This is a genomic window from Bradyrhizobium sp. WSM1253 (genome assembly GCF_000244935.1).
GTDB lineage: Bacteria > Pseudomonadota > Alphaproteobacteria > Rhizobiales > Xanthobacteraceae > Bradyrhizobium > Bradyrhizobium canariense.
The window spans coordinates 320,009-342,187 of the sequence record NZ_JH600072.1 but is presented as its reverse complement, the minus strand read 5'-3'; the positions used below and the strand labels follow the sequence as shown (position 1 = coordinate 342,187).

The window sequence follows — 22,179 nt, the reverse complement described above, 5'->3', positions numbered from 1 at the left end:
GACTGCAGCCACTCTAAACAAAACATTTTCTCCTCTTGGTAGAGGCTAAGGAATTTCCTTCTCTGCGCTATTAGATCCGCGCATCGCGGAACTTATACAGTTTCCAAAGTGCGCGCGCGGATAACCGTGCCTTGCGAACACGGTTCGTGACCCAGCAGATCCATAGCGCCCTGTCAGAACTGACAGCGCAACGCCGTGACCGTGGCTGCTTTCCTGATCTCGAAGCTGTGATTCGTAAGTTTGAGGTTAAGAATGAAGGTCATTGTGCGTAGCCGTGCGGCACTCATGCGCGACTCCGAACTAACGCTAGGAATGCACCGCCTGCGTGGGCGTGTGTTCAAGGAACGGCTCGACTGGGACGTCTCTGTCTGCAACGGATTGGAGATCGATCAGTACGACACCTTCAAGCCAACTTATCTCCTCGCACTCGAGCAGAACGACGTTATTGGTTGTGTTCGTCTGCTGCCCACCACAGGGCGCAACATGCTCGCGGATACGTTCCCGGTGTTGCTGGATGGCAACCCGGCGCCGAAGGCGACCACGATTTGGGAGAGCTCGCGCTTTTGCGTTGATACAAAGACCGTCGCGGCAACAGCAGAGAATGGTCTGCGCAAAGCGACGTTCCTGTTGCTTGCGGCCATGATCGAATGGGGTCAGCAGCACAATCTTCAGGCCATCGCAACCGTCACTGATCTGCGCATGGAACGCATCCTGCGTCGGGCCGGATGGCATCTCGATCGCCTCGGCACGCCTCGTCAAATCGGGGCGACCAAAGCCGTCGCCGGATTGTTGCCGATTACCGAGGAGGCTCTCGGCGCGATCCGAGCGGCCGGGCAGATCTCAAGCTGCGCAATTGACGCGCCATCAAGCCTGGCGATCGCCGCCTAGCATCGAACATCTCAGCTGCTGAGAGAAAGGCTCTCAACCATGGATCCAGCTGCATTCGCGGCTCTGGTCGAACGATGCGCCCCCACGGCAATGGCTCGGCCGCTGACGGAACTCGTCCGGCAGGCGAGCTCCTTCGAGCCGCTGCTCATCACGATTCAGGGGCGCAAGCCGATTCCGATTCAGGCAACCGACCGGGACGAAGCCATCCAGCTCGCAACCGAGGCCATCGCGACCGGTCAGCAGGTCCGAACGGGTCTCGGTCAACTTGATGCGGAGGAAACACGAAAGGCCGGGCTGACCGCTAGTACCACCTTCGATGCGTGTCAGCACATTGCCGGGCTTGGCAGATTGTTCGACGCGCGACTGCAAGCGGCGAGCGTAAAACGCGCAGACCGCGACCAGGCAATTGCCGAAGTCATCGCGAGCTTCGCGCCCAAGGCTTCCGGTCAGCTCTCGGAGCCTCGTGTCGAGCCGATGGCGACCACCGGTCGTGATCGCCCCACCGGCGATACGATAGTCAATCCACCCGCAGGGTCTGCCAGCGAGCGCCGGCCCTGGGACGTCTATCGCTCGGGAATAGGCACGTCAGCCTTTGTTTACGAACGATGAGGATCGCCGTTTTTTCTCAACTCACTGCCGCGGTCCGGGCTGCTGGGGTCCGGCTGCAGTGCCAATCGGAGCCGTGCCATGACTTCTCCTGTTAAACACTCCGCTGCCCTCCTTTGCTTGGGCGCCGTTCTCAGCGTCGCCTTGGTTGAGCCGGCGTTCGCGCAGACGGCGAACATCGAAGGCGTGCTGCAAAACATCGTCAACATGCTGACCGGCAACGTCGCCCGCCTGCTGGCGACGCTAGCGGTCATTATCGTCGGCATCGCCTGGATGTTCGGCTATCTCGATCTGCGCAAGGCTGCCTATGTCGTGCTCGGAGTCGCCATCACGTTCGGCGCCTCCGAGGTGGTCTCGACCTTGACCGGGGGTCATTGATGACCGAGTCCGCGCGTCTCACGGAGGACACCTTGTTCCTGGCCTGCACGCGTCCGGCCATGGTCGCCGGCGTGACGATGGAGGCTATGGCGCTCAACGTGATGTTTTCCTGCATCCTGTTTCTAGTAGCTGGCAGCATTCTCTACGGTTTGGTCGCGATTCCCATCCATGGGCTTTGCCGCATCATCTGCCGGCACGACCCCAACATGTTCAGGATTCTGCTGGCCTGGATCGAAACGCGAGGGCGCACGCGCAACACGTCATTTTGGGGTGGATCGTCCTGCACGCCGCTCAAGCTCGTTCGGCGATATCGAACAAGAGACCTTGGATATGCGTAACGCAGCGCTCAAGACCAGAGAGATCGGGCCTGACGTCTACCTGCCGTTCGGCCGGCATGTCACGGATACGGTGATCAGTCTCACGACACGAGCGCTGCTCACGGTGATCAGGCTTGACGGAACTTCGTTCGAAACCGCCGAAACGGCGGATCTGAACGACCTTCACGCCAAGCTGAACCTCACGTTACGCAACGTTGCGGATCCACGGCTGGCGTTATGGACCCATCTGGTGCGCCGCCGCACGTCCGATTATCCGGCCGGTACATTCCGATCGACATTTGCAGCCGCGCTTGACGCGCAATATCGCGATCGGCTTCGTCACGAAGCGCTCTTTCGTAATGATCTCTATCTGACACTGGTCTGGCATCCCGGCCGTGCCACCACGGACGTGGCCGCAGCGTTCTTCAAGCAGCTTGGCCGAAGCGTTGCACACATGGTCGAGGTCGGCAGCGACGCGTTGAAGCGGCTCGAGGATGCCAGGCGCGACATGGTCGCGGCCCTGGAGCGTTACGGTGCCCAGACCATGGGATTAGTCGAGCACAACGGTGTTGTGTTTTCAGAACCGATGGAACTGCTCCACGCCATCACAAGTGGGGAGTGGCTGCCGGTCGCTTTGCCGCAAGGACCGATCGGCCCCGCGCTCTATTCGAACCGTGTCATCTTCGGCCGCGAAGCCATCGAAATCCGGGGTGCCGGCGGATCGCGCTTCGCTGGCATGTTCGGGATCAAGGAATATCCGGCGTCCACCAGACCTGGGCTGTTGAACGCGCTGCTTTCCGCGCCCTTCGAGACCATCCTCACGCAATCCTTCGCGTTTTTGTCCAAGGCCGACGCCAAGACGGTCCTGACGCGCAAGCAGAACCAGCTGGTGTCGGCTCAGGATCCGGCGGCCTCGCAGATCGACGAACTCGCTGACGCGCTCGACGATCTCGAATCCAACAGATTTGCGCTCGGCGATCATCACCTCTCGCTTCTGATCTATGCGGAAACGCCTTCGGAGCTACAGGAGCACATGAGCGTAGCGCGACGCGCACTGGCCGATGCCGGTAGCGTGGTCGCGCGCGAAGATCTTGGACTTGAAGCGGCTTATTGGGCCCAGCTCCCCGGGCTGTTCAAATATCGGGCCCGAACTGGAGCGATCAGCTCACGTAACTTCGCGGCGTTCTCCCCGTTCCACACCTATCCGACGGGGAGGGCTGCCGGCAACCATTGGGGTCCGGCAGTTGCGATGCTCAAAACAGCCTCCGGCTCGCCGTTCTACTTCTCGTTCCATCACGGCGATCTCGGCAACACCTTCATCTGCGGCCCGTCCGGGTCCGGCAAGACCGTCGTGCAGAACTTCCTGCTGTCGCAGGCCGAGCGGCTTGGCGCCACTTACGTCTTCTTCGACAAGGACCGTGGCGCAGAACTCTTCGTCCGCGCCGCGGGCGGGACGTATCTGACGCTCCACAACGGCATTGCAACCGGCTGCGCGCCGCTCAAGGCGCTGGAGCTGACGCCAGCGAACCTGTCTTTCCTCGGCGCACTTGTCCGGAAACTCGTCACACCGGAAAACCGGCCGCTGACGGTGACCGAGGAGGAACGGATCGATTCCGGGTTAAGAGCTCTTGGCCAACTGCGGCAGGCGGAACGCTCGTTCGGGACGCTGCGGGCCTTCCTCGGCCAGCAGGATCGGGAAGGCATTGGTGCCCGATTGGAGCGATGGTGCCGGGGCGCGCCTTTCGGCTGGGTGCTCGATGGCGAGCAGGATGCCATCGGTTTAGAGGCCCGGTTCATCGGGTTCGACATGACCGACCTCCTGGATCATCCGACCGTTCGCACGCCGCTGATGATGTATCTCTTCCATCGGGTCGAGCGGCTGATTGACGGGCGGCGTCTGATCATCGACATCGACGAGTTCTGGAAGGCGCTCGGCGATGAGGCATTTCGGGATCTCGCCAACAACAAGCTCAAAACCATCCGCAAGCAGAATGGCGTCATGGTGTTCGGCACGCAGTCGCCGCGCGACGCGCTGGCCTCCCCGATCGCGCACACCATTGTCGAGCAATGCCCGACGCAGATCTTCCTGCCGAATGCGCGGGGAACGCGTTCGGACTATGTCGACGGCTTCCATCTGACCGACACTGAATTCCGCCTGATCAAGGAGGAGCTCGCGCCCGAAAGCCGCCGGTTCCTAGTCAAGCAGGGCCACAACTCGGTGGTGGCGGAACTTGATCTCAACGGTTTCGACGACGCTCTCGCCGTGTTGTCGGGACGGACGGAAACGGTCGAACTGCTCGATCGCATTCGGAGGCGTGTCGGCGACGATCCGGCGCAATGGCTGCCGGTATTTCACGCGGAGCGGAGGAAAGTTCGATGATGGTTCAGCGCATGTCGGGGATGTTTGCCTCCGCGTCAGTCGCAGCCCTCCTGATCGCGTCTCCGGCAGCAGCCGAGATTGTGTTCGACCCCAACGTCTTCGCGCGGCAATTCGAGCAACTGACGGAGCTGAAGAAGCAGGTCGATACCCTGACGTCGCAGCTCAAGGTGGCGCAGGATCAATTGAACCAGGCCAAGCAGCTCTATGACAGCTTCAACAAGCTGACCAACGCCAACGAGATCGGGGCGCTCTTGAACACACCGCAGTTCCGGAAAACGCTGCCCCAACAGTTCTCAGAGATCGAACGTCTCGTCGTGGGGCAGGGCGGCGGCAACTTCGCCGACGCGATCGACCACTACCTGACGCAGAACCGCGCATATGCCGGCAATAGCGGCAATTCGTATTACCAGAGCGAGCTCGACCGGATCGCGCGGCAGACCGGCGCCAAGCACTCCATGGGCCAGGCAATCTACGACACTGCCTCGCAGCGTATCGATGCGCTCGAGGAACTCAGAACTCGCATCAGCACGGCGACAGACGTCAAGGAGACCCTAGATTTGTCAGCCCGGCTGCAGGCCGAACAGGCGCTGCTCCAGAACGATGTGCTCCGGATGCAGGGCCTCGCGATGATCCAGCAGGCCCGCACGGACATGGACGGGCAGCGGGAGCGTGAAAAGCAAGAACAACTGATTGATGAGATGAAGGCGGCGCTGCAATGAAATTGAAGACATCCATCATCCTGATCGGAGCCGCCGCAGCTCTTGTGGGCTGCAAGGAGACCGACAAGAGTCAGCAGACAAAATCGGTCGGCTGGTATCTCGACCATCGGGACGAGCTTGCGATCGCGCTAAATGTGTGCGGCGACAATCCGGGAGACTTCGCGAGCACGCCGAACTGCATCAATGCCAATGAGGCTCGAAACAAAATTACCATCCAAGAGATGGAAGACGCCCTGAAGTAAGGACCGCCGCGATGGCCATAAACGTCTTTGACACTTTCCTGAAGGAATTCGAGCAACCGATTACAGCATTCGTGTCCACCTCGGTGTCGAATCTCGCCTCGTACATCGATGGTCCGCTGCGCGTCGCCGTGATGCTCTACGTGATCCTCTACGGTTTTGCCGTGATGCGCGGCGCGATTTCCGAGCCGATCATGGAGTTCGCCTGGCGGGCGATGCGGATCGTGGTCGTGGTTCTGCTCGCGACCAATTCTAGCGCGTTCCAGCAATACGTCACGGGGCTGTTCTTTGACTCCTTGCCAAAGGAAATCGGCAACGCCTTAGCGGGCTCGGGACTGAACACCAATTCCGGGGTTCCATTCGATCAGCTTTTGATCAAGGGAATCGATGTCGCCAATAGAATCTACAAACAGGCCGGTCTGACCAACATCGCGCCGGCGCTGATTGCCGCCATTCTCCTGGTCTTCGTGGCGGTTGCTTCCTTCTTGCAGTTTGCCATCCTGCTCTATGCGAAGGTCGGACTCGGTATCGTTATCGCTCTCGGACCGATCTTCATTGCGCTCGGGCTATTTGAGGCCACACGACCGTTTACGGAGGCCTGGCTTCGGCAGGTCGCGAATTTCGTCATCCTTTTGGTGCTGGTGGTCGCGCTGGTCGGGCTGATGCTAACAACTGTAAGTGGCTTTATCGACAGGTTCGCAGCCAGCGCGGGGACAGCCGGCGAGATGGTGGTGGCGGCCGTCGCGATCAGCGCGGTGCTCGGCCTGTCCGCATACATCGCGCTGCAACTGCCGATCATCGCAGGCGGTCTTGCCGGGGGTGGGGCATCGCTCGCAAGCCGGCTGGTCACAAGTCCCCTGATTGCCAATGCCACGGCCGCAGCCGGCGGCGCTTATGCCGGCGCACGCTGGTCGGCAAGCCGGGGTCTTGCTGCAGTCAGAGCCAGCCGGCAGGGCGGCAGTATGCGGCGGATCCGACCCCAGGACACTACGACAGCGTAAGCAAGGATCGCCGGCATCAGGCGACAAGAAAGACAGGGGCATCAGAACGATGTGGCGTCGACTATTCATCATTTGCGTTATCGCATGGCAGCTTGGGGCCTGCGCGAACTGGTCAAAGGGGCCGCCGTCCTGTGACGGTCTGACGCGCCGCCCACTCAATCGTTCACTTTGGGATTGGGAGAACGGCACGCCGCTTGCGGCGCCCGAGGCGCCAATTCCGCCGTCCGGGCCAGCACCCATCATCCGCAAAGGCAACGCCAGCCCGTCCGCGCCATCCAGCCATACCGCCAATTCGAGCTCTCGGTTGGACATTGCAGCCTCTTACCGCGCCTGCGGCAAGGAGGCGTGAGATGGTCCGGCAGGATGATCTGAAGACCTATTTCGACAACGCGCGCCGGTGGGAACAGGATCTGTTGCTGTCGGCCCATCGTTCGCGCCGAACGGCGTGGGTGATTGCCGCGGGTGCCTGCGTATTGGCGGCTGCCTCGGTCGGTGCGGTGGCAGCCCTTGCGCCACTCAAAACAGTCGAGCCGTTCGTCGTCCGGGTCGATAATGCCACCGGCATCGTTGATACGGTCTCCGCGCTCAAATCGACGCCGGCGCGCTACGACGAGGCCGTCACCAAGTATTTTCTCGGCCGCTACGTGCGTGCACGCGAGGGCTACAGTTATCCGGAGGCTGAAACCAACTTTCGAACCATTTCCTTGCTGTCCGGCGCAGGCGAGCAAGCTCGTTTCGCGGCATGGTACCGCGGGTCCAATCCCGAAAGCCCGCAGGTCGTTCAAGGCCGCTTCGGCGTCGCCACCGTACGCATCAAGGCGATTTCGCTCCTGGCCGACAATGTCGCCTCTGTGCGGTTCATGAAGGAGAGCCGCAAAGGCGAGGAAACCCGCATCACCCATTGGGTCTCGACCCTGACGTTCTCCTATGCCAGTGCGCCCATGTCCTCCGCCGACCGTCTCATCAATCCCCTCGGCTTCCTGGTCTCGGAATATCGCGCCGATCCGGAGGTCGTGCCATGAAACGTTTCCTCCTTTTGATGTCCTTTGCGCTGGGATTCGCGGGGCCGGTGCTGGCACTGCAGCAGCCCGCGCCTGGTCAACGCGACGCTCGCGTGCGCACGGTCACTTACGATCCGGCCAACGTTGTGCGGGTCAATGGTGTCATCCGGGCTTCAACCCAGATTTTGTTTGCCGATGACGAGGAGGTCGCGCACGTCGCGATCGGCGACTCCGTCGCATGGGAGGTCGCACCCGCTGGCTCGATCCTGTTCCTCAAGCCGCGCGAAAAGCATCCGCCGACCAATCTGCAGGTCGTGACCACCCGTCCTGACGGCCGCAAGCGCTCTTACCAGTTCGAACTGTCGATCGCCGAGACCACGCTGGCGGACAGTTATTTCGTTGTGCGCTTCGCCTATCCCGGTGACGAGATCGAGCGCCGGCGCATGGAAGCTGCCGCGCGCGGCGCCGAGCGGGAAGGGGCACTGATCGAGCAGACCTTTGATCTGCATCATGCCTATGGGGCGCGCAACTGGCGGTTTTCGGCCCAGGGCTCGATCGACCTCGAGCCGGAAGCCGTGTTCGACGACGGCAAGGAGACCACGTTCCGCTTCGCCGGCAACCGCGAAGTTCCAGCGATCTACCTGATCAACTCAGACGGCTCGGAAAGCCTGGTGCCCAAGGATGTCCGCGGCGAGCTCGTGGTCGTTCATGCCACGGCGCGGGAGTTTCGGCTGCGCAAGGGCGAGAACGTGCTCTGCATTTTCAACGAGGCGTTCGACGCGGTGGGAATCAACCCGGGTACCAATACCACCAGCCCCTCGATTGAGCGGCGGGCGAAGAAATCACCTCCAACCCTGAAGTCACGATAGGCGGGCGCGACATGACCGAGCATGATGACGAGACGATTGCCGGCGACCGCGGCATTACCCCCGTGGGAGGAGGGGACAATGGTCGAACGGCGATGCTCAAGCGCGGCTTCGGCGCGCTGGCGCTGACCGCCTTTGCCTTTCTGATTATCTGGAGCACCTGGAAGAGCGATAAGCCGGTGAGCGACTCCGCTCGCAAGCTGATGATCCGGCCGGCGGCGGCCTTCGAACCCGCCCCGGAACAGCCGTCGGCGCCGATCACCACAGCCTCGATAGCGATACCGGTCGCAGCCGCCCCAGCGGCACCGGCACCTCCGTCCGACCAGCTCCTAGAGAGCGCGCGGCGGGCGCCGGTACTCGCTTATAATCGGCCGATTTCTTCCGGGCGCCCCGCCCGCGATAGCGCCACCGGAAGCGTCCTGACCGAACCCTATGAGTTTGGACGGAGCGAGCCGCGCAACGATCTTGCCGACAGGCTGAAGCCCACTCCGATCGAGGGCGTGCGCGCCGCGCGGCTTCCCAACCGCAATCTGCTCGTCACCCAGGGCACTTCAATTCCGTGCGTACTAGAAACTGCGATGTCGTCAGACGTGGCCGGCTTCGTCTCCTGCGTCGTCATACGGGACGTGATGTCGGATTCCGGCAACGTGGTGCTCATGGAGAAAGGCACGCAGGTGGTTGGCGAGTATCGCGGCAATGTGCGGCGCGGTTCAAAACGCCTGTTCGTGCTATGGACGCGCGCCAAGACGCCGACCGGCGTGATTGTAGCACTGGCCTCGCCGGCCACCGATGCGCTGGGCCGCGCCGGCTTCGACGGTGACATTGACACCCACTTCTTTGAGCGGTTTGGCTCGGCGCTCCTGCTCTCGATCGTCAGCGATGCCTCATCGATCGGCCGTCAGCAGATGCAGGACGGCTCCATCCAAATCAACAACACCGCGGGGGCCACCAATACGGCCTCCGCTATCGCTGTCGAGCAGTCGATCAACATCCCGCCGACGCTGAACAAGAACCAGGGCGAACTCGTCAATATCTTTGTCGCACGCGACGTCGATTTCTCCTCGGTCTATCAACTTCGGCGAATTGAGACCCGGACCCAGATTCTCGACCGCACCATCCCTGGTGGCATCGTGGCCCCGGCTCTGGTGACGAAATGAGCCACGTGGCATCGCTTGAACGCGATGGTGGCCGCCTTGTCCTGGAGCGCTATCTCGAGCCGCTGGCGCCATACCTGGCGGACAAGAGCCTGACCGAAATCGTCGTCAACCGCCCTGGCGAGATCCTCGTCGAAGGGCCCGGCGGTTGGACCCGGCATGACGCGCCGGCGTTGACGCACGCTTATCTGTCGCATCTGGCGACTGCCGCCGCCGGTCACACCCGCCAGGACATCGGTCCGGAGCATCCAGTGGTGTCGACGACCCTGATCGGCGAGGAGCGCTGTCAGATCGTGGTCCCGCCGGCTGTGCCGGCCGGGACGATAAGTCTGACGATCCGCAAGCCCTCGACCCTGACCATGACGCTTGACGCCTTCGAGCAGGCAAAGCTGTTCGACGAGATCCGTGTGACCGGTCATGAGCTCAGCCCTGACGAGCATCGCTTACTTGCCCTAAAGGAAGCCGGCGCATGGCGCGAGTTCCTCGAGCTGGCCGTGAGAGCTCGCCGCAACATTCTCATTTCTGGCGCAACCGGTTCCGGCAAGACCACCCTGTCGAAGGCGCTGATCGCGGCGATCCCGCCGCACGAGCGGCTCATCACGATTGAGGATACCGCCGAGCTGGTCATCCCTCATCAGAATTACGTGCGGCTGCTCTATGCCAAGGACGGGCAGGGCGTCGCCAAGATTGGACCGCGCGAACTGCTCGAGTCGTGCTTGCGGATGCGGCCAGATCGGATCCTGCTGCAGGAGCTTCGGGATGGGACGGCGTTCTTCTATTTGAGGAACGTGAACTCCGGACATCCAGGGTCCATCACAACGGTCCACGCCGACAGCGCCCCGCTCGCCTTCGAGCAACTGACCCTGTTGGTGAAGGAAAGCGCGGAAGGCCGCGACCTTCATCGCGACGATATCCGCTCGCTGCTGCTGCTTCTGGTCGACGTCGTCGTCCAGATGCAGAAGCGCGACGGCCGCTATCGCATCTCGGAAATCTATTATGACCCCGTTCGCAAACGCGACCACGCCCACTAGGTTCGCGCTCGGTACTGCGCTTGCGGTCGGCGCCATCGGGCTGTTTCTGCTGGTCGGCTCAAATATTCTGCTGCTCGGGCTCAGGCATCACGACGGAGGCATCCATTGGTCCGAAATCGCCACCGGCTGGCCCCGGTACGGTACTGACCCACGCTTTGACCGCTGGCTGACGCTCTCAACTCTAGCCGGGGTGATCGTCGTCTTTGGCCTGCTCGGCGCTATCCTCCGGCAGCGATCTCTGCCGCTTCATGGCAGCGCCCGTTTCGCCTCGGAGCGCGAGATCAAGGCCGCCGGCCTGCGATCCAAGGAGGGCGTGCTGCTCGGCCGCAAGGACGCCAAACTGCTCTGCTTTGGCGGATCGGAGCATGTCCTGGTCTACGCCCCAACTCGGGCGGGCAAGGGCGTCGGCTATGTCATTCCGAACCTGCTCAATTGGCCGGATTCAGTTGTCGTGCTGGATGTGAAAAAGGAGAACTGGGATCGCTCGGCGGGATTTCGCGCAGCCCACGGGCAAGAGGTCCATCTGTTTGACCCGCTTGACGAGAACGGTCGGACCGCACGCTACAACCCGCTGGGCTATGTCCGCAGCGATCCCGCCGATCTCTATGACGATCTGCAGCGCATCGCGGTGATGCTGTTTCCGGCAGAAAGCCGGGGCGACCCATTCTGGTTCGAGGCGGCACGTTCGGCCTTTGTGGCGATTGGCGGTTATGTCGCGGAAACGCCTGGCCTGCCCTTGACGATTGGCGAGATCCTGCACCAGCTCTCGGCAGCAAGCGACCTCAAGTCTCATTTCGAGAAAATCATCTCCGCTCGCAAGTCAGGCCCTTCGCAACTGTCGCGGCATTGCATAACGGCATTAAACGACTTCCTCGCCGCTTCCGAAAACACCATGAACTCGGTGCGCAAGACCGTGACGGCGCGGCTTGGTCTCTGGCTCAACCCTCGCATCGATGCCGCGACCTCGACCAACGATTTCGATTTGCGGGAGCTGCGGCGACGGCCGATGTCGATCTATCTCGGGGTCACGCCAGACAATCTCGACCGTATGGCGCCGCTTCTCAATCTGTTTTTCCAGCAGGTGGTCGATCTTAACACCCGCGAACTGCCGGAGCAGAATCCCAAACTCGATCGCAAGGTGCTGCTGTTACTCGATGAGTTTCCGGCGCTCGGCAATGTCAATGTGCTTGCGAAATCGGTCGCCTTCATTGCCGGATACGGCATCCGCCTTCTCACGGTGGTCCAAAGTCCGGCTCAGCTTCGCGCAATTTACGGCGTGGACGCCGCCCGCAACTTCATGACCAACCATGCCGTCGAGGTCGTCTTCGCCCCGAAGGAGCAGGACGTCGCGAATGAGCTTTCCGAGCGCATCGGCTATGACACGGTGAAAGCGCGCAGTCGGAGCGGGCCAAAAGGGCTTGCGATGCGCTCCACCAGCGAGACAGTCTCCGAGCACCGTCGTGCCTTGATGTTGCCGCAAGAGTTGAAACTCTTGCCGAAATCCAAGGCCTTTATCCTTTGCTCCGGGCTCCAGCCCGTCATCGCCGATAAGATCGTCTATTACGACGACAAGGCCTTCCTGCGGCGTCTACTGCCGCCGCCTGCTCCTGAGATGCCCAAGGGTCGCTCGAATGCGCTGCTGGATGCAGAACTCAAGGAGCTTCGCTCCGAGGTCGCTGAACTGCGTGCGGTCTTTCGCTCGCGACCGATGACCGACGAGGAGGTGGCCGACCCCTCCACCATTCCTGCCGGCGCCAGTTTCGACTTTGGCGACGTGGACGTGGACCTCGAAGGGCTCTCCGAGGAAGCGTTAAAGGCCTGGACCCTGAACTACATCGACGCCCAGGCCATTCCGCCGGCGCGACGGTCCGGCCGCAAACAGAACGGGCAGCAGCATGAACGACAAGCGTGACAACGGCGAGGACTTCAGCCTTGAACGGCAAGATCGCACAGGGCGCGATCCGGGAAGAAACGAACCGGGCGACCAGGCGCAAGCGAAGTCAAAGTCGGCTGCCAGGTCGTCCGCCGCGATAGTTGATGACAATGCGCTTCCCGAGCGTATCAGTCGCAAATATTACGTCATTTTAAATGAGACCGGAAGAGACCGGCATAGCGGGGAAACGCGTTTCTATGCCGACGAACGTGGCGAGTATCTGGCCTTCAAAATCAAGGAAGATCGACTGGTCACCCGGCTGGCCGCAGCGGAAGTAATCCAGGACATGGTCAGCGTGGCACAACATCGCCAATGGGAGGCACTTCACGTCCGCGGCTCCGCGGAATTCCGACGCGAGGGCTGGCTTGAGGCTGGTGCGCGCGGAATCGAAGTTCAGGGGTATCAGCCGACCGATCTCGATCGGCAGGCGCTGGCCGACCGAAGAGAAGTCCGGAATCGAACATACCCTCGCACGCGTGAGGTCGAGACTCGTTCAAATGTTGACAAGGACGCGCCCACGGCAAGGCTCGACTACGACAAAGGCATTTCGGGGCGTTTGATCGACTTCGGCCAGGCACCCTACGGCAATCGGAACAACGCCGAGACAACGGCCTACGTGGCCATCGAGCTCGACAACGGCCAGCGGCATAAAGTGTGGGGCGTGGGTCTGGAAAAGGCGATCGCCGACAGCAAGGCAGGGCCCGGCGACCAAATCCAACTGCGCCGGGAGGGCGTCGAGCGCGTCCTCAAAACTATCAAGGTCATCGATGCAGCCGGAGGTGCGCGAACGGAAAGGCGGCAGGTGCCGCGAAACCGCTGGCGTATGACCGCGGAGAAATTTCGCGTAACCGACCGACCTACGGCCGCCCGGGATCCCGATCTGGTCGCGGCACGGTCGCAAGTCGCCATCATCGAGAAGCTGCTAGCACGCGCGTTCCCAAAGGACGAGCGTGCACGTGAGAGCATCATTGCAGCCGCAAAGGAGCGCATCGCCCAACACCTCGAGAAGGGGCATTCGTTCAGGCGCGCGACGGTAATGGAACCCGTTCGCGGTGAAAAACTGGGCCGTGACAAGCACGGGGATTATCAAACCCACAAGAGTGAACATGTCAGACTGCAAGAGCGAGAGCGCTGAACGGAGGGTTCAAGCCCTCTTCGAACTGCTCTGCATCCTTCGTTATAGTGCTCCAGCAATCGCGCCCGTAGCCGCTTAATCATGACGACAGATACCTTGATGTGACAGAGAATTCCTGCGAAGGTCGCATCGATCAGCACGGGGCGCACGATAGGATCGGCATCGCGTCTCGCGCTCTTGGCCACAAGGTCTAGTTTATGGTCAAGTAGTGCGACAATTCTCCGACGGCATTTGAGCTCACTCGGCGCAACTTATTGCAGGTGTGTGCGTCGGCGGAATTGACGACGGCTCCGAGCGACCGACGTAGTTTATGTGATCCTGGCGCTCGGGTTGTTGAATGAGGGTGGACGTCTCATGGAAAGCAGGGGATGTGAAATGCTCAGGAAAGCATTTGCAACGGCACTGGGCATCGCCGGTGCCCTCATGGTCTCGCAAGCTCATGCCGAGTCGGCAGGCAACAGCGAGCAGGAGATCGCGCTCCTGAAGCAGCAATTGAAGATGCTGGAGCAGAAGCTCGATAAGCTCCAGAGCCAGACTGCCGCGAACACGGCCGCCACGGCGAAGGCCAAAGTCGAAGCAAGGGCAGAGGCAAAGGCCGAAGCGCGGTCGGAGGCCAAGGCCGTCGTCGCCAACGCTAGTGCTGCGATCCCGCTCAAGGGCCCTGCACCGGCATCCGGCGTTGTCGTAACGATGCCGAACAACCGGCCAACCATCTGCACCGCTGATGGAGCGAACTGCGTCGCCATCACTGGCCGCGTGCATTGGGATGTCGGCGGCTACGACTATCGTCCCAACACCGCGGCCACGGTGCCGCAGAAGCTCGACAGCGGCGAGAACGTCCGCCGCGCCCGCATCGGGCTCGCCGGCAAATTCTTCAACGACTGGAATTTCGCACTGGTCTACGATTTCGGCGGCACCTCCGATGGATTTGGCGGCGCAGCTCCGGGATCGCTGCCCGGCGGCGGCGTCTCCGGCCTCGAGAATGCCTATCTCAGCTACACCGGTTTGAAGCCGTTCGGCGGAAGGATGGCAGTCGAAGCCGGCATCATGGACCTGCCCTACACGCTGGACGAGGCCACGAGCTCCAACGACATCATGTTCATGGAGCGGGCCTCGCCGGGCATCATCGCCACCAACATTGCCGCCGGCGACTTCCGCTCCGCGGCCGGCACGCGGTGGTACAACGACCAGCTCTGGATCGGCGGCTATGTCACCGGACCAGCGACGGGCGCGATCCACTCCGCCTCGAGCGCCGCGCCAGCCGGCACCAGCGAGCAATATGGCGCCGTGGCGCGCGTTGCAGGCAACCCCATCAGCGGCAAGGACTATTCGGTGCATATCGGTGCCGACGCGCAGTGGCTGATCCAGCCGCCGCGCAATCTCATCGCCAACACACAGACAGTCACGCTGAGCGACCGTCCGGAATTGCGTCTGGACCCGACGACGCTGGTGTCCACCGGTGCGATCGCCAATGTCTCGGGCGCGCAGGTCTACAGTCTCGAGGCGGCCGCCACCTATGGACCGCTGATCCTCCAGGGCGAGTATTTCTGGTACAATGTCGATCGCACCGCCAACACCGGCGTGCCGCTGGTCGGTGCGTCGAGCCTGAAGTTCCAGGGCGGTTACGCGCAGGCCGGCTACGTGCTGACCGGCGAGGGTCGTAGCTATAATGCGGCGAACGCGGCCTATAACGGCGTCAAGCCGGCGCATCCGTTCTCGCTGGATGGCGGCGGCTGGGGTGCCTGGGAAGTCGCCGGACGCGTGAGCCAGATCGACCTCAACGATCAGCTCGCGACCGCCAATGGCATCGCCGGCGGACGCCAGACCGTCTACACGCTCGCGCTCAACTGGTATGTCAACGGCAACGTCCGCTTCATGCTCGACTACCTGCATGGCAATATCTCCAAGCAGGCCTCGCCGGTCTCGACCGCCGATGTCGGCTCGCAATTCGATGCCGTGGCGATGCGCACGCAGTTTGCGTGACGCAATCTCTTGCAGGAGCGTTTTGTCGGCTTGTTTTTATGCGCGTCCGGCCCTGTTTCCGTCGCGTCGACCCAGAGACGCCTCAATAATACGAGCGGGCGCGTGTCTCATTCGCCGTAACCGGTTCAGTCGTTCCGCAGGCACTGAGTGTGTACCTCGAACATTGGGTCGGACTCAGATCCGACGATGTTTCTGCCGAGCTTGCGTTTCTCCAGCGGAGGAGTTGCAGCGGCCCGAGCGGAAAGCGGCGTGGCCGCGTGCGCATCGTGCGGGCGAGATCAAGAATCATAGCCCATACGACCGAAAGGCTGCGGATTTGGCCTATACAGGCAAGGAAAATGCGCCTTTGCGTGATCACGCGGAGGTTCGATTGCGAGGTGCCCGATTGTCGGCGGCGCATTTCGCTGAACGGCGACCGTGCGCCCGCTCGGGCCCGGCCTACGGGCCGCGCGCGAGCGTCGGATGATTGATTTCACGCCCCGGTCGGGTGCGCCTAGTGGTCTCCCGACTTCCGACCACCTAGCGCCGCCCCGCGGCGCGCGTGTCGTAAGCCAGCGGCCGCGATTCGATGGCGACTGTCGGTTTTCGCGTCGTCTTCGATCAGCTCCTCGATCTCGGCGTCGATCTTCGGTTCTCCCATCGGGAAGCTCAAGCCCGCACCACTTTTTGCAGGTGGCTCCCCGACTCTTCGTCTGCTTCTTCAAGCGAATCCGAAGGACCCGTCATTCGCTCCGCATGCGGAGACGAGACGACTCCAGGCATCCTTCAGTTTCTCCACCATTCATCAGGGTGGCTAGACGAGAGGCACATTTGTGTCCGGTTTTGCAGCATAGTTGCTGCGAACCGGTCGCGGGCAATGGCGCGTGCTTGAAATCACAAAACTGCAAGAATCATATCAAGATTCGTCAGTTCTGTAGGCACCCGCTCCGGTGATGGCCTGCTGCAGATGTTCAATTTACGCTGCCTCATTTGACTGGTCGGGCACCGTGAATTGAAAACTTGCGCCCTGGGGCTGGGCAGCGGTGGCCCAGAGTCCCCCTCCGTGCGCTTCAATGATGGTGCGGCAAATCGACAGACCCATCCCCAAGCCGCCAGGCTTTGTGGTGTTGAAGGCGTCAAAGATACGCTCGAGACCCTCTGAACTGAGACCTGGACCCGAATCCCGCACCACGACGAGCACGCCGGACGGCTCTCCGGTGTGAGTGGTGATCACCAATTCTCGCGCCCCCTCGCTGACCGCACTCAACGCTTCGACGGCGTTGATGATCAGGTTCATGATCACTTGTTGCAGCTGAACCCGATCTCCTTGAATAAGCGGCAAGTCGTCCGCGAGCTGCGACTTGACCGAAATGCCGTTCTTCACGATCTCGCCACGGGTCAGGGTGATGACCTCGAGAATTGCAGCGTTAATGTCCACGTCTTCTTTCCGTAGAGGTGCTTTTTTGAAAAGGGCGCGCATCCGAGCGACGACGTCGCTGACGCGATTGCCGTTTGCAAAGATCCGGTTGAGAGCCTGCCGAGCTTTCTCCAAATCTGCCGGTTCTTTGCTCAGCCAGTGCAACGCAGCGGAAGTATTGTTGAGCGTCGCCCCGATCGGCTGGTTGATTTCATGGGCAATCGAAGCCGAGAGCTGCCCCAGTGTCGCGACTCGATTTGCGTGCACGAGCTCCATCTGCACCTCGCCATAGCGCCGCTCGCTTTCGCGAATTTCCTGCTCTGCTCGCTTGCGCTCAGTTAAGTCTACCACGAAGGCCACGCCCTGGTCGGACCGCCCGCCGAACGTCGCTGCCCCGACCAGCACCGGTACGCGGCTGCCGCTTTTCCGGAAGTACTCCTTCTCGTAGGGTAGCGCCGTTCCGGTCGCCTCGAGCTCCGCCATTCGTCGGTCGTCGGCATCGCGCCATTCGGTGGGCGTCAGATCCCGCCAGCGCAGTCGACCGGAGACAACATCGTCGCGGCCGTATCCGGTGATGCGGAGAAACGCTTCGTTAGCATCGATGATCCGGCCGTCTATATCCCAGAAGAGGATGCCGATTATATTGGCATCCACTAGCCGTCGGATTCTCGCCTCCCGCTCGGCCAGCTCGCGGTACAGGTTAGCGTTCTCTATTGAGATAGCCGCCTGGGAGGCGAGCAGCGTGAGCACCGCCATTCGAGTAGGAGTAAATGCGGCAGTCGTAAGCGTATTCTCCAAGTACAGCAGGCCAATCAACCTGGTCTGTTTCAGTATCGGCAGGCAGAGCACTGACCGTGAGCGACGGTCGCGAATATAGTCGTCCGCTGAAAACGGGTTCTGACTGGACGCATCGTGCAGGAGAACGCTTGTTTTTGTGCGAAGCACGTAGTGAAACACCGAGCTTGGTAGATCTGCGGTCGTGACGCGCGCCTGTTTCAGGACCACGGTCACGTTGTCACTGCTGGCTATGGCCTCCGCTTCGATTTGATATTTATCGGCTCGCGGAAGAATCAAGAGACCTCGATCGGCACCCGCGTGTTCGATTGCCGCACTCATGAGCGTGTTGATTAGCTTCTCGAAAACGATCTCGCCTGACACCGCTTCCGAAACTCTGATTACGGTAGCCAAATCGAGTTGCTCGAAGGGTGTCACTATCGTCGCCGGGGACTCCTTGTCCACTTTGAGGTGCGGATAAAGTTCCTCGAGGTGGCGAACCTTTCCGTCGGCTCCCCAGCGCAGGTAGCAGGCCCGCGCGGCCCGCAAATAGGTCGCAGCGATCTTCTCTTGACCGCGCTCCGCGTAGAAACGCCCGGCAATCTCGTTGGCAATGGCCTGGTTGTGCACGAACCCATGTTTGCGGGCCTCGCGGATCGCCTTGTCGTACAGCTCCTCAGCGTTCAATACGCGGCCCTCCATGCGGGCGATCTCGGCACCGACCAAAGCAGCGCGGTTCTCGAAGTTTTCCGCACAGCGCGCCGCCCATACTTCGAGTTGATTGCGGTGGGCCACAAGAGCCTCACAATGTTCCTGTTTCTCGTCCGGCGATGCAGAATTCCATGCTGCCGCGTGGCCGAGCGCACTATAGAAGCAATACTCAGCCGTTTCGAAATGTGATGGTGAGGTCCAAAGTAGCTGTTGCGCTCTCAATGACGCATCCATGGCGGAAGCATAATCCGCAGCGAAGATCCGTGCTTGTAACTTACGGACCCAATATCGAAACTCGAGCAGCTTCAAGACCGGATTACTCGCTAGGTGGCGCTCGAATCGAAGCTCATCGAAACCCTCGTGGTTGAAGGAGCCAAACGTCGGAGTCAGTCCGCTAAGCGTCCGAATAAATCCGAGCAGCATGGCGAGATTGTCAATGACGAAACCGAACCGAACCTTCTGCGCATACTCGAAACCCCTCTCGGCTTCCCGCTGCACCTCAGCAAGCGGGTCTCCCGCTGCCAAAAAGTTGGTTATCAAGTGATTACAGCTATAACCCGCAAATGTGACGTCCCCTGTGCGGTCAGCAGTAGCAAAGGCGCGACGTACCAGATCACGTCCCTCTAAGACATGTTTTGCCCACGGCATGACAATGTTACCAAAGGACATGTACGTTCGAGCTTGATAGCGCTTCAAGCCGCGCTTTTCTACCAGTTCATAGCCAAGCCGGCCGAAACGAAAACCGTCCTGATAGTTGCTGAAGCGAGGTCCCGCGATCTGGGCGAACCATACATAAGCGAAGCATGACCCATCGCTGTTGCCATACTCGAGGCTCAGATTCACCATTCGACAAACAACGAGCGAAGATAAGTTCTCCTCGATATGCATTGCCGGAAACTCGGCTAATATATCTAGAGTAGCGAGTAAGTCCGGATCGCTCATCAAAGGCAAGTCGACGAGTTCCTCGATTTGTCGACTTCCAAGCTGGGACCAGATTCGATCGTATTCGCGTTGTACTTCGATACGAGTCGGATGAAGTGACCAATCAATGCCTCCACGCTGGAGGTATTCAAGGCATATCTCGAGGCCGCGATCGCTCCGGTCCAAAGTGGTATAAAGCGTGAGCCGCAAACGTGTGACGGCGGCGGTGTCGGGGCCGCTTCTAGCACGACGCGCCAGCATCGAAAGTCGAGTTTCGGCTGCCACCTTACTCGCGGTCAGTAATTCGCACTCGGCTGTGAGACATTCGATGGCGAAGATGAGCTCGTAGTTGTCGTCCCAACTCTGCTCGGTCAAAAACGCCCGCCCAACGGCGAGATACGAAAGCGCTGAAGTATACGCAGTTGAGATCTTCGCGCGTCTACCTGCAATTAGATTCAATTCTGCGACCCGCTCACGCTCCTGATCTGACACTATGAGATGAGAGCCACGATTGAGCTGGTTTACGATATCGAAGATCTTCTCTTCGATCTGCGTTGGCGGAATGCCGACTGCGAGGAGGCGGCCGATTCGAATATGAGCTTCGGCGCGGGCCGTTTCAGGTATTAGTGAATAAGCCGCTTCCTGGACACGATCATGCAGAAAGCTATACGCGCTTTCGGAGTGGAGAACGAGCCCAACTCGGACCGCTTCCAGCAGATCTCGATGCACTACATCTTTCGAGCCTCCGTAAACCTTCGTAAGTAGTGCGAAATCCGCGCTGTTGCCTAGGCAGGCAAGCTGCTGCAATGCGTTCTGAGTTCGAACGGGCAGCCGAGTCAGCTTCCCGACCATGAGCTCCACCACGTTATCAGTGTAACCCTTTGCGTGAATGCGATTTACATCCCAAGACCATCGCGCGTTGCAGTGGTCAAAACTCAGTAACGCCTCCTCGGCAAGCGCATAAATAAACTGGTTAGCGAAGAATGGATTGCCAGCAGTCTTCTCGTGAACTAGTTGCGCCAACGATGTGGCGCGCTCCGGCTCGCAATGAAGGGAGTCCGCAATCAATTGTCCCAAGTGTTCACAGGCCAGGGGCGCGAGGGTGATCTCCTGCACTAGCGCGCCAGCTTTGCGGATTGATTCGAGCCTGCGCGTCAGAGGATGGGCGGAGTCCACTTCGTTGTCTCGGTAGGCGCAGATCAACATCATGTACCGCAGGTCCTGCCGGCTCAGAAGATCTTCGAGCAAATCGAGCGTTGCTGCATCGAGCCACTGCAAGTCGTCGAGGAACAGCGTAAGCGGGTGCTCCGGCCGCGCGAATACGGCGATGAATCGCCCGAATACCAATTGGAATCGGCGTTGCGCATCCAATGGCGGAAGGACAGGAACCGGAGGCTGTTCTCCGATGACTAGTTTCAATTCCGGGACAAGATCGATGATAAGCTCCGCGTTTGGCCCCAACGCTTGGCGAAAGGCATCGCGCCAGATGCTCAGCTCCTCTTCCTCCTTGCCGAGAAGCGGGCGGACAAGGCTGCCGAAGGCCTGCGCGAACGTGGTATACGGGATGTCGCGTTTGTATTGGTCGAACTTACCCGATGCAAAAAGACCGCGGGGCGGTACGAGCACCTTGTGCAGCTCATTGACGACAGAGGACTTGCCGATACCGGAATATCCGGAGACCAGCACCAACTCTGGTACACCGGTCTTGACGATGCGATCGAAGCAGGAAAGCAACGTGGCGATCTCACGATCTCGTCCGTACAGCTTTTCGGGGATGAGCAGCCGGTTCGGCGTGTCCAGCAGGCCGAGCGGAAAGTCATCGATACGGCGGCGCGCTTCCCATTCCGCCAGGCAGCGTCGCAGATCGCGCTCGACACCGCCGGCGGTTTGGTAACGATCCTCGGGAGTCTTGGCGAGCAGCTTCATAATGATCGCCGAGACGGGCGCTGGGACATCCTCTAGCCGTTCCCCTGGCGGCACTGGTTTTCTGGCAATATGGCAGTGCACCCATTCCATCGGATCAGCCGCCGTGAAGGGCAGAACGCCCGTGAGCATCTGGTACAGCGTGACGCCGAGGGCGTAGAGATCGCTGCGGGCGTCGATCGAGCGATTCATCCGCCCGGTTTGTTCGGGTGCCATGTAGGCAAGCGTACCTGCGATGGTCTCGGGCGGCTCGGGCGCCTGCCGCTCGCGGGACAGGCGCGATGCGATGCCAAACCCAGTGAGCCGCACGTGTTGATCCGCGCAGTCCACTACAATATTAGCTGGCTTGATGTCTTTGTGGATGAGCCCGCGCTGATGAACCTTGTCCAGAGCAGAGGTAACAGCGATAGCAAGGCGCAAGAAGCGTCCTACCTCCATGGGCCCCCCGAGCAAACGATCGAGCGGCTCCCCGCCACCGAGATCATCGAGCACCAGTACGGTCCGACCGGCGTCGCGCATGAGGGCGAGCGGCCGCGCCGCCCATGCCCCGTCGAGTTCATCTTTCAGCTCGTATTCGTGCGTGAGGCGATCGAGTCTCGCCCGGGCCGGGTGGTCGGCGGCAGGCGCAACAAGTAGCACGGCGAGCCGGTTGCCATTGTCGTCCAGTCGCCAGCCGCGACTGAACACGCGCTCGCCGTCCTCCCACAACACCTCAGAGCCGCCGTCCGAGTACGTGACGTTCAGCGACTGCTGCACCATCCGTCAAACTCCGCCGTGGGGGCTTCGGCTTGAAGTCGGCTGATCAAGCTCTTCGCGCGCCACG

Annotated in this window: 16 protein-coding genes; 15 read left to right on the top strand and 1 reads right to left on the bottom strand. The window is 60.8% G+C overall.

All coding sequences use genetic code 11. From position 1 onward, the window contains the following. Nucleotides 1–252: 252 nt before the first annotated feature. The 15 genes from BRA1253DRAFT_RS01500 to BRA1253DRAFT_RS01430 all read left to right on the top strand — a co-directional run bounded on the left by BRA1253DRAFT_RS01500 (nucleotide 253) and on the right by BRA1253DRAFT_RS01430 (nucleotide 15,631). Complete coding sequence (locus BRA1253DRAFT_RS01500; protein WP_009859431.1) at nucleotides 253–888, top strand: acyl-homoserine-lactone synthase; 636 nt, start codon at nucleotides 253–255, stop codon at nucleotides 886–888. Nucleotides 889–927: 39 nt separating this feature from the next. Further along, nucleotides 928–1,497 (top strand): hypothetical protein, encoded by a 570-nt coding sequence (locus BRA1253DRAFT_RS01495; protein ID WP_009859430.1) that lies wholly within the window; start codon nucleotides 928–930, stop codon nucleotides 1,495–1,497. A 78-nt stretch (nucleotides 1,498–1,575) separates the two neighbouring features. Beyond that, nucleotides 1,576–1,872, top strand: coding sequence for a TrbC/VirB2 family protein (locus BRA1253DRAFT_RS01490; RefSeq protein ID WP_009859429.1), 297 nt, complete (start codon nucleotides 1,576–1,578; stop codon nucleotides 1,870–1,872). Continuing rightward, a complete protein-coding gene (locus tag BRA1253DRAFT_RS01485; protein WP_009859428.1) occupies nucleotides 1,872–2,210 on the top strand; it encodes a type IV secretion system protein VirB3 in 339 nt (112 codons plus the stop codon). Before BRA1253DRAFT_RS01490 ends, BRA1253DRAFT_RS01485 begins: the two co-directional genes overlap by 1 nt. Then, the gene (locus BRA1253DRAFT_RS01480) at nucleotides 2,203–4,569 is read left to right on the top strand and encodes a VirB4 family type IV secretion/conjugal transfer ATPase (RefSeq protein WP_009859427.1); all 2,367 of its coding nucleotides are present in this window, start codon (nucleotides 2,203–2,205) and stop codon (nucleotides 4,567–4,569) included. Before BRA1253DRAFT_RS01485 ends, BRA1253DRAFT_RS01480 begins: the two co-directional genes overlap by 8 nt. After that, a complete protein-coding gene (locus tag BRA1253DRAFT_RS01475) occupies nucleotides 4,566–5,288 on the top strand; it encodes a type IV secretion system protein (protein ID WP_009859426.1) in 723 nt (240 codons plus the stop codon). Before BRA1253DRAFT_RS01480 ends, BRA1253DRAFT_RS01475 begins: the two co-directional genes overlap by 4 nt. Then, entirely contained in the window at nucleotides 5,285–5,530 is a 246-nt protein-coding gene (locus BRA1253DRAFT_RS01470; protein WP_009859425.1) for an EexN family lipoprotein, read from the top strand. Before BRA1253DRAFT_RS01475 ends, BRA1253DRAFT_RS01470 begins: the two co-directional genes overlap by 4 nt. Before the next feature lie 11 nt (nucleotides 5,531–5,541). Next, on the top strand, nucleotides 5,542–6,528 hold the full coding sequence (locus BRA1253DRAFT_RS01465; protein WP_009859424.1) for a type IV secretion system protein: 987 nt from the start codon (nucleotides 5,542–5,544) through the stop codon (nucleotides 6,526–6,528). Nucleotides 6,529–6,878: 350 nt separating this feature from the next. Beyond that, nucleotides 6,879–7,550, top strand: coding sequence for a virB8 family protein (locus tag BRA1253DRAFT_RS01460; protein WP_009859422.1), 672 nt, complete (start codon nucleotides 6,879–6,881; stop codon nucleotides 7,548–7,550). Continuing rightward, entirely contained in the window at nucleotides 7,547–8,398 is an 852-nt protein-coding gene (virB9, locus tag BRA1253DRAFT_RS01455; RefSeq protein ID WP_009859421.1) for a P-type conjugative transfer protein VirB9, read from the top strand. The genes BRA1253DRAFT_RS01460 and virB9 overlap by 4 nt, the downstream gene beginning before the upstream one ends. Nucleotides 8,399–8,409: 11 nt before the next feature. Further along, a complete protein-coding gene (virB10, locus tag BRA1253DRAFT_RS01450) occupies nucleotides 8,410–9,552 on the top strand; it encodes a type IV secretion system protein VirB10 (RefSeq protein ID WP_009859420.1) in 1,143 nt (380 codons plus the stop codon). Then, nucleotides 9,549–10,580: a P-type DNA transfer ATPase VirB11 gene (virB11, locus tag BRA1253DRAFT_RS01445; RefSeq protein ID WP_009859419.1), complete on the top strand. Its 1,032-nt coding sequence runs from the start codon at nucleotides 9,549–9,551 to the stop codon at nucleotides 10,578–10,580. The genes virB10 and virB11 overlap by 4 nt, the downstream gene beginning before the upstream one ends. Beyond that, the gene (locus BRA1253DRAFT_RS01440) at nucleotides 10,546–12,492 is read left to right on the top strand and encodes a type IV secretory system conjugative DNA transfer family protein (RefSeq protein WP_009859418.1); all 1,947 of its coding nucleotides are present in this window, start codon (nucleotides 10,546–10,548) and stop codon (nucleotides 12,490–12,492) included. The genes virB11 and BRA1253DRAFT_RS01440 overlap by 35 nt, the downstream gene beginning before the upstream one ends. Further along, nucleotides 12,476–13,648: an LPD7 domain-containing protein gene (locus tag BRA1253DRAFT_RS01435; RefSeq protein WP_009859417.1), complete on the top strand. Its 1,173-nt coding sequence runs from the start codon at nucleotides 12,476–12,478 to the stop codon at nucleotides 13,646–13,648. Before BRA1253DRAFT_RS01440 ends, BRA1253DRAFT_RS01435 begins: the two co-directional genes overlap by 17 nt. Before the next feature lie 375 nt (nucleotides 13,649–14,023). Continuing rightward, complete coding sequence (locus BRA1253DRAFT_RS01430; protein ID WP_009859416.1) at nucleotides 14,024–15,631, top strand: OprO/OprP family phosphate-selective porin; 1,608 nt, start codon at nucleotides 14,024–14,026, stop codon at nucleotides 15,629–15,631. Nucleotides 15,632–16,586: 955 nt separating this feature from the next. Here the strand turns inward: BRA1253DRAFT_RS01430 and BRA1253DRAFT_RS01425 are convergent. After that, nucleotides 16,587–22,115, bottom strand: coding sequence for an ATP-binding sensor histidine kinase (locus BRA1253DRAFT_RS01425; RefSeq protein ID WP_009859415.1), 5,529 nt, complete (start codon nucleotides 22,113–22,115; stop codon nucleotides 16,587–16,589). Between the last annotated feature and the right edge of the window lie 64 nt (nucleotides 22,116–22,179).

What these genes read in the sequence shown, in the direction of transcription:
- BRA1253DRAFT_RS01495 (WP_009859430.1), top strand. Translation starts at nt 928, where the DNA reads ATGGATCCAGCTGCATTCGCGGCTCTGGTCGAACGATGCGCCCCCACG.
- BRA1253DRAFT_RS01470 (WP_009859425.1), top strand. Translation starts at nt 5,285, where the DNA reads ATGAAATTGAAGACATCCATCATCCTGATCGGAGCCGCCGCAGCTCTT.
- BRA1253DRAFT_RS01480 (WP_009859427.1), top strand. Translation starts at nt 2,203, where the DNA reads ATGCGTAACGCAGCGCTCAAGACCAGAGAGATCGGGCCTGACGTCTAC.
- BRA1253DRAFT_RS01430 (WP_009859416.1), top strand. Translation starts at nt 14,024, where the DNA reads ATGCTCAGGAAAGCATTTGCAACGGCACTGGGCATCGCCGGTGCCCTC.
- BRA1253DRAFT_RS01440 (WP_009859418.1), top strand. Translation starts at nt 10,546, where the DNA reads ATGACCCCGTTCGCAAACGCGACCACGCCCACTAGGTTCGCGCTCGGT.
- BRA1253DRAFT_RS01500 (WP_009859431.1), top strand. Translation starts at nt 253, where the DNA reads ATGAAGGTCATTGTGCGTAGCCGTGCGGCACTCATGCGCGACTCCGAA.
- BRA1253DRAFT_RS01425 (WP_009859415.1), bottom strand. Translation starts at nt 22,115, where the DNA reads ATGGTGCAGCAGTCGCTGAACGTCACGTACTCGGACGGCGGCTCTGAG.
- BRA1253DRAFT_RS01465 (WP_009859424.1), top strand. Translation starts at nt 5,542, where the DNA reads ATGGCCATAAACGTCTTTGACACTTTCCTGAAGGAATTCGAGCAACCG.
- BRA1253DRAFT_RS01490 (WP_009859429.1), top strand. Translation starts at nt 1,576, where the DNA reads ATGACTTCTCCTGTTAAACACTCCGCTGCCCTCCTTTGCTTGGGCGCC.
- BRA1253DRAFT_RS01485 (WP_009859428.1), top strand. Translation starts at nt 1,872, where the DNA reads ATGACCGAGTCCGCGCGTCTCACGGAGGACACCTTGTTCCTGGCCTGC.
- BRA1253DRAFT_RS01435 (WP_009859417.1), top strand. Translation starts at nt 12,476, where the DNA reads ATGAACGACAAGCGTGACAACGGCGAGGACTTCAGCCTTGAACGGCAA.
- virB9 (WP_009859421.1), top strand. Translation starts at nt 7,547, where the DNA reads ATGAAACGTTTCCTCCTTTTGATGTCCTTTGCGCTGGGATTCGCGGGG.
- BRA1253DRAFT_RS01460 (WP_009859422.1), top strand. Translation starts at nt 6,879, where the DNA reads ATGGTCCGGCAGGATGATCTGAAGACCTATTTCGACAACGCGCGCCGG.
- BRA1253DRAFT_RS01475 (WP_009859426.1), top strand. Translation starts at nt 4,566, where the DNA reads ATGATGGTTCAGCGCATGTCGGGGATGTTTGCCTCCGCGTCAGTCGCA.
- virB10 (WP_009859420.1), top strand. Translation starts at nt 8,410, where the DNA reads ATGACCGAGCATGATGACGAGACGATTGCCGGCGACCGCGGCATTACC.
- virB11 (WP_009859419.1), top strand. Translation starts at nt 9,549, where the DNA reads ATGAGCCACGTGGCATCGCTTGAACGCGATGGTGGCCGCCTTGTCCTG.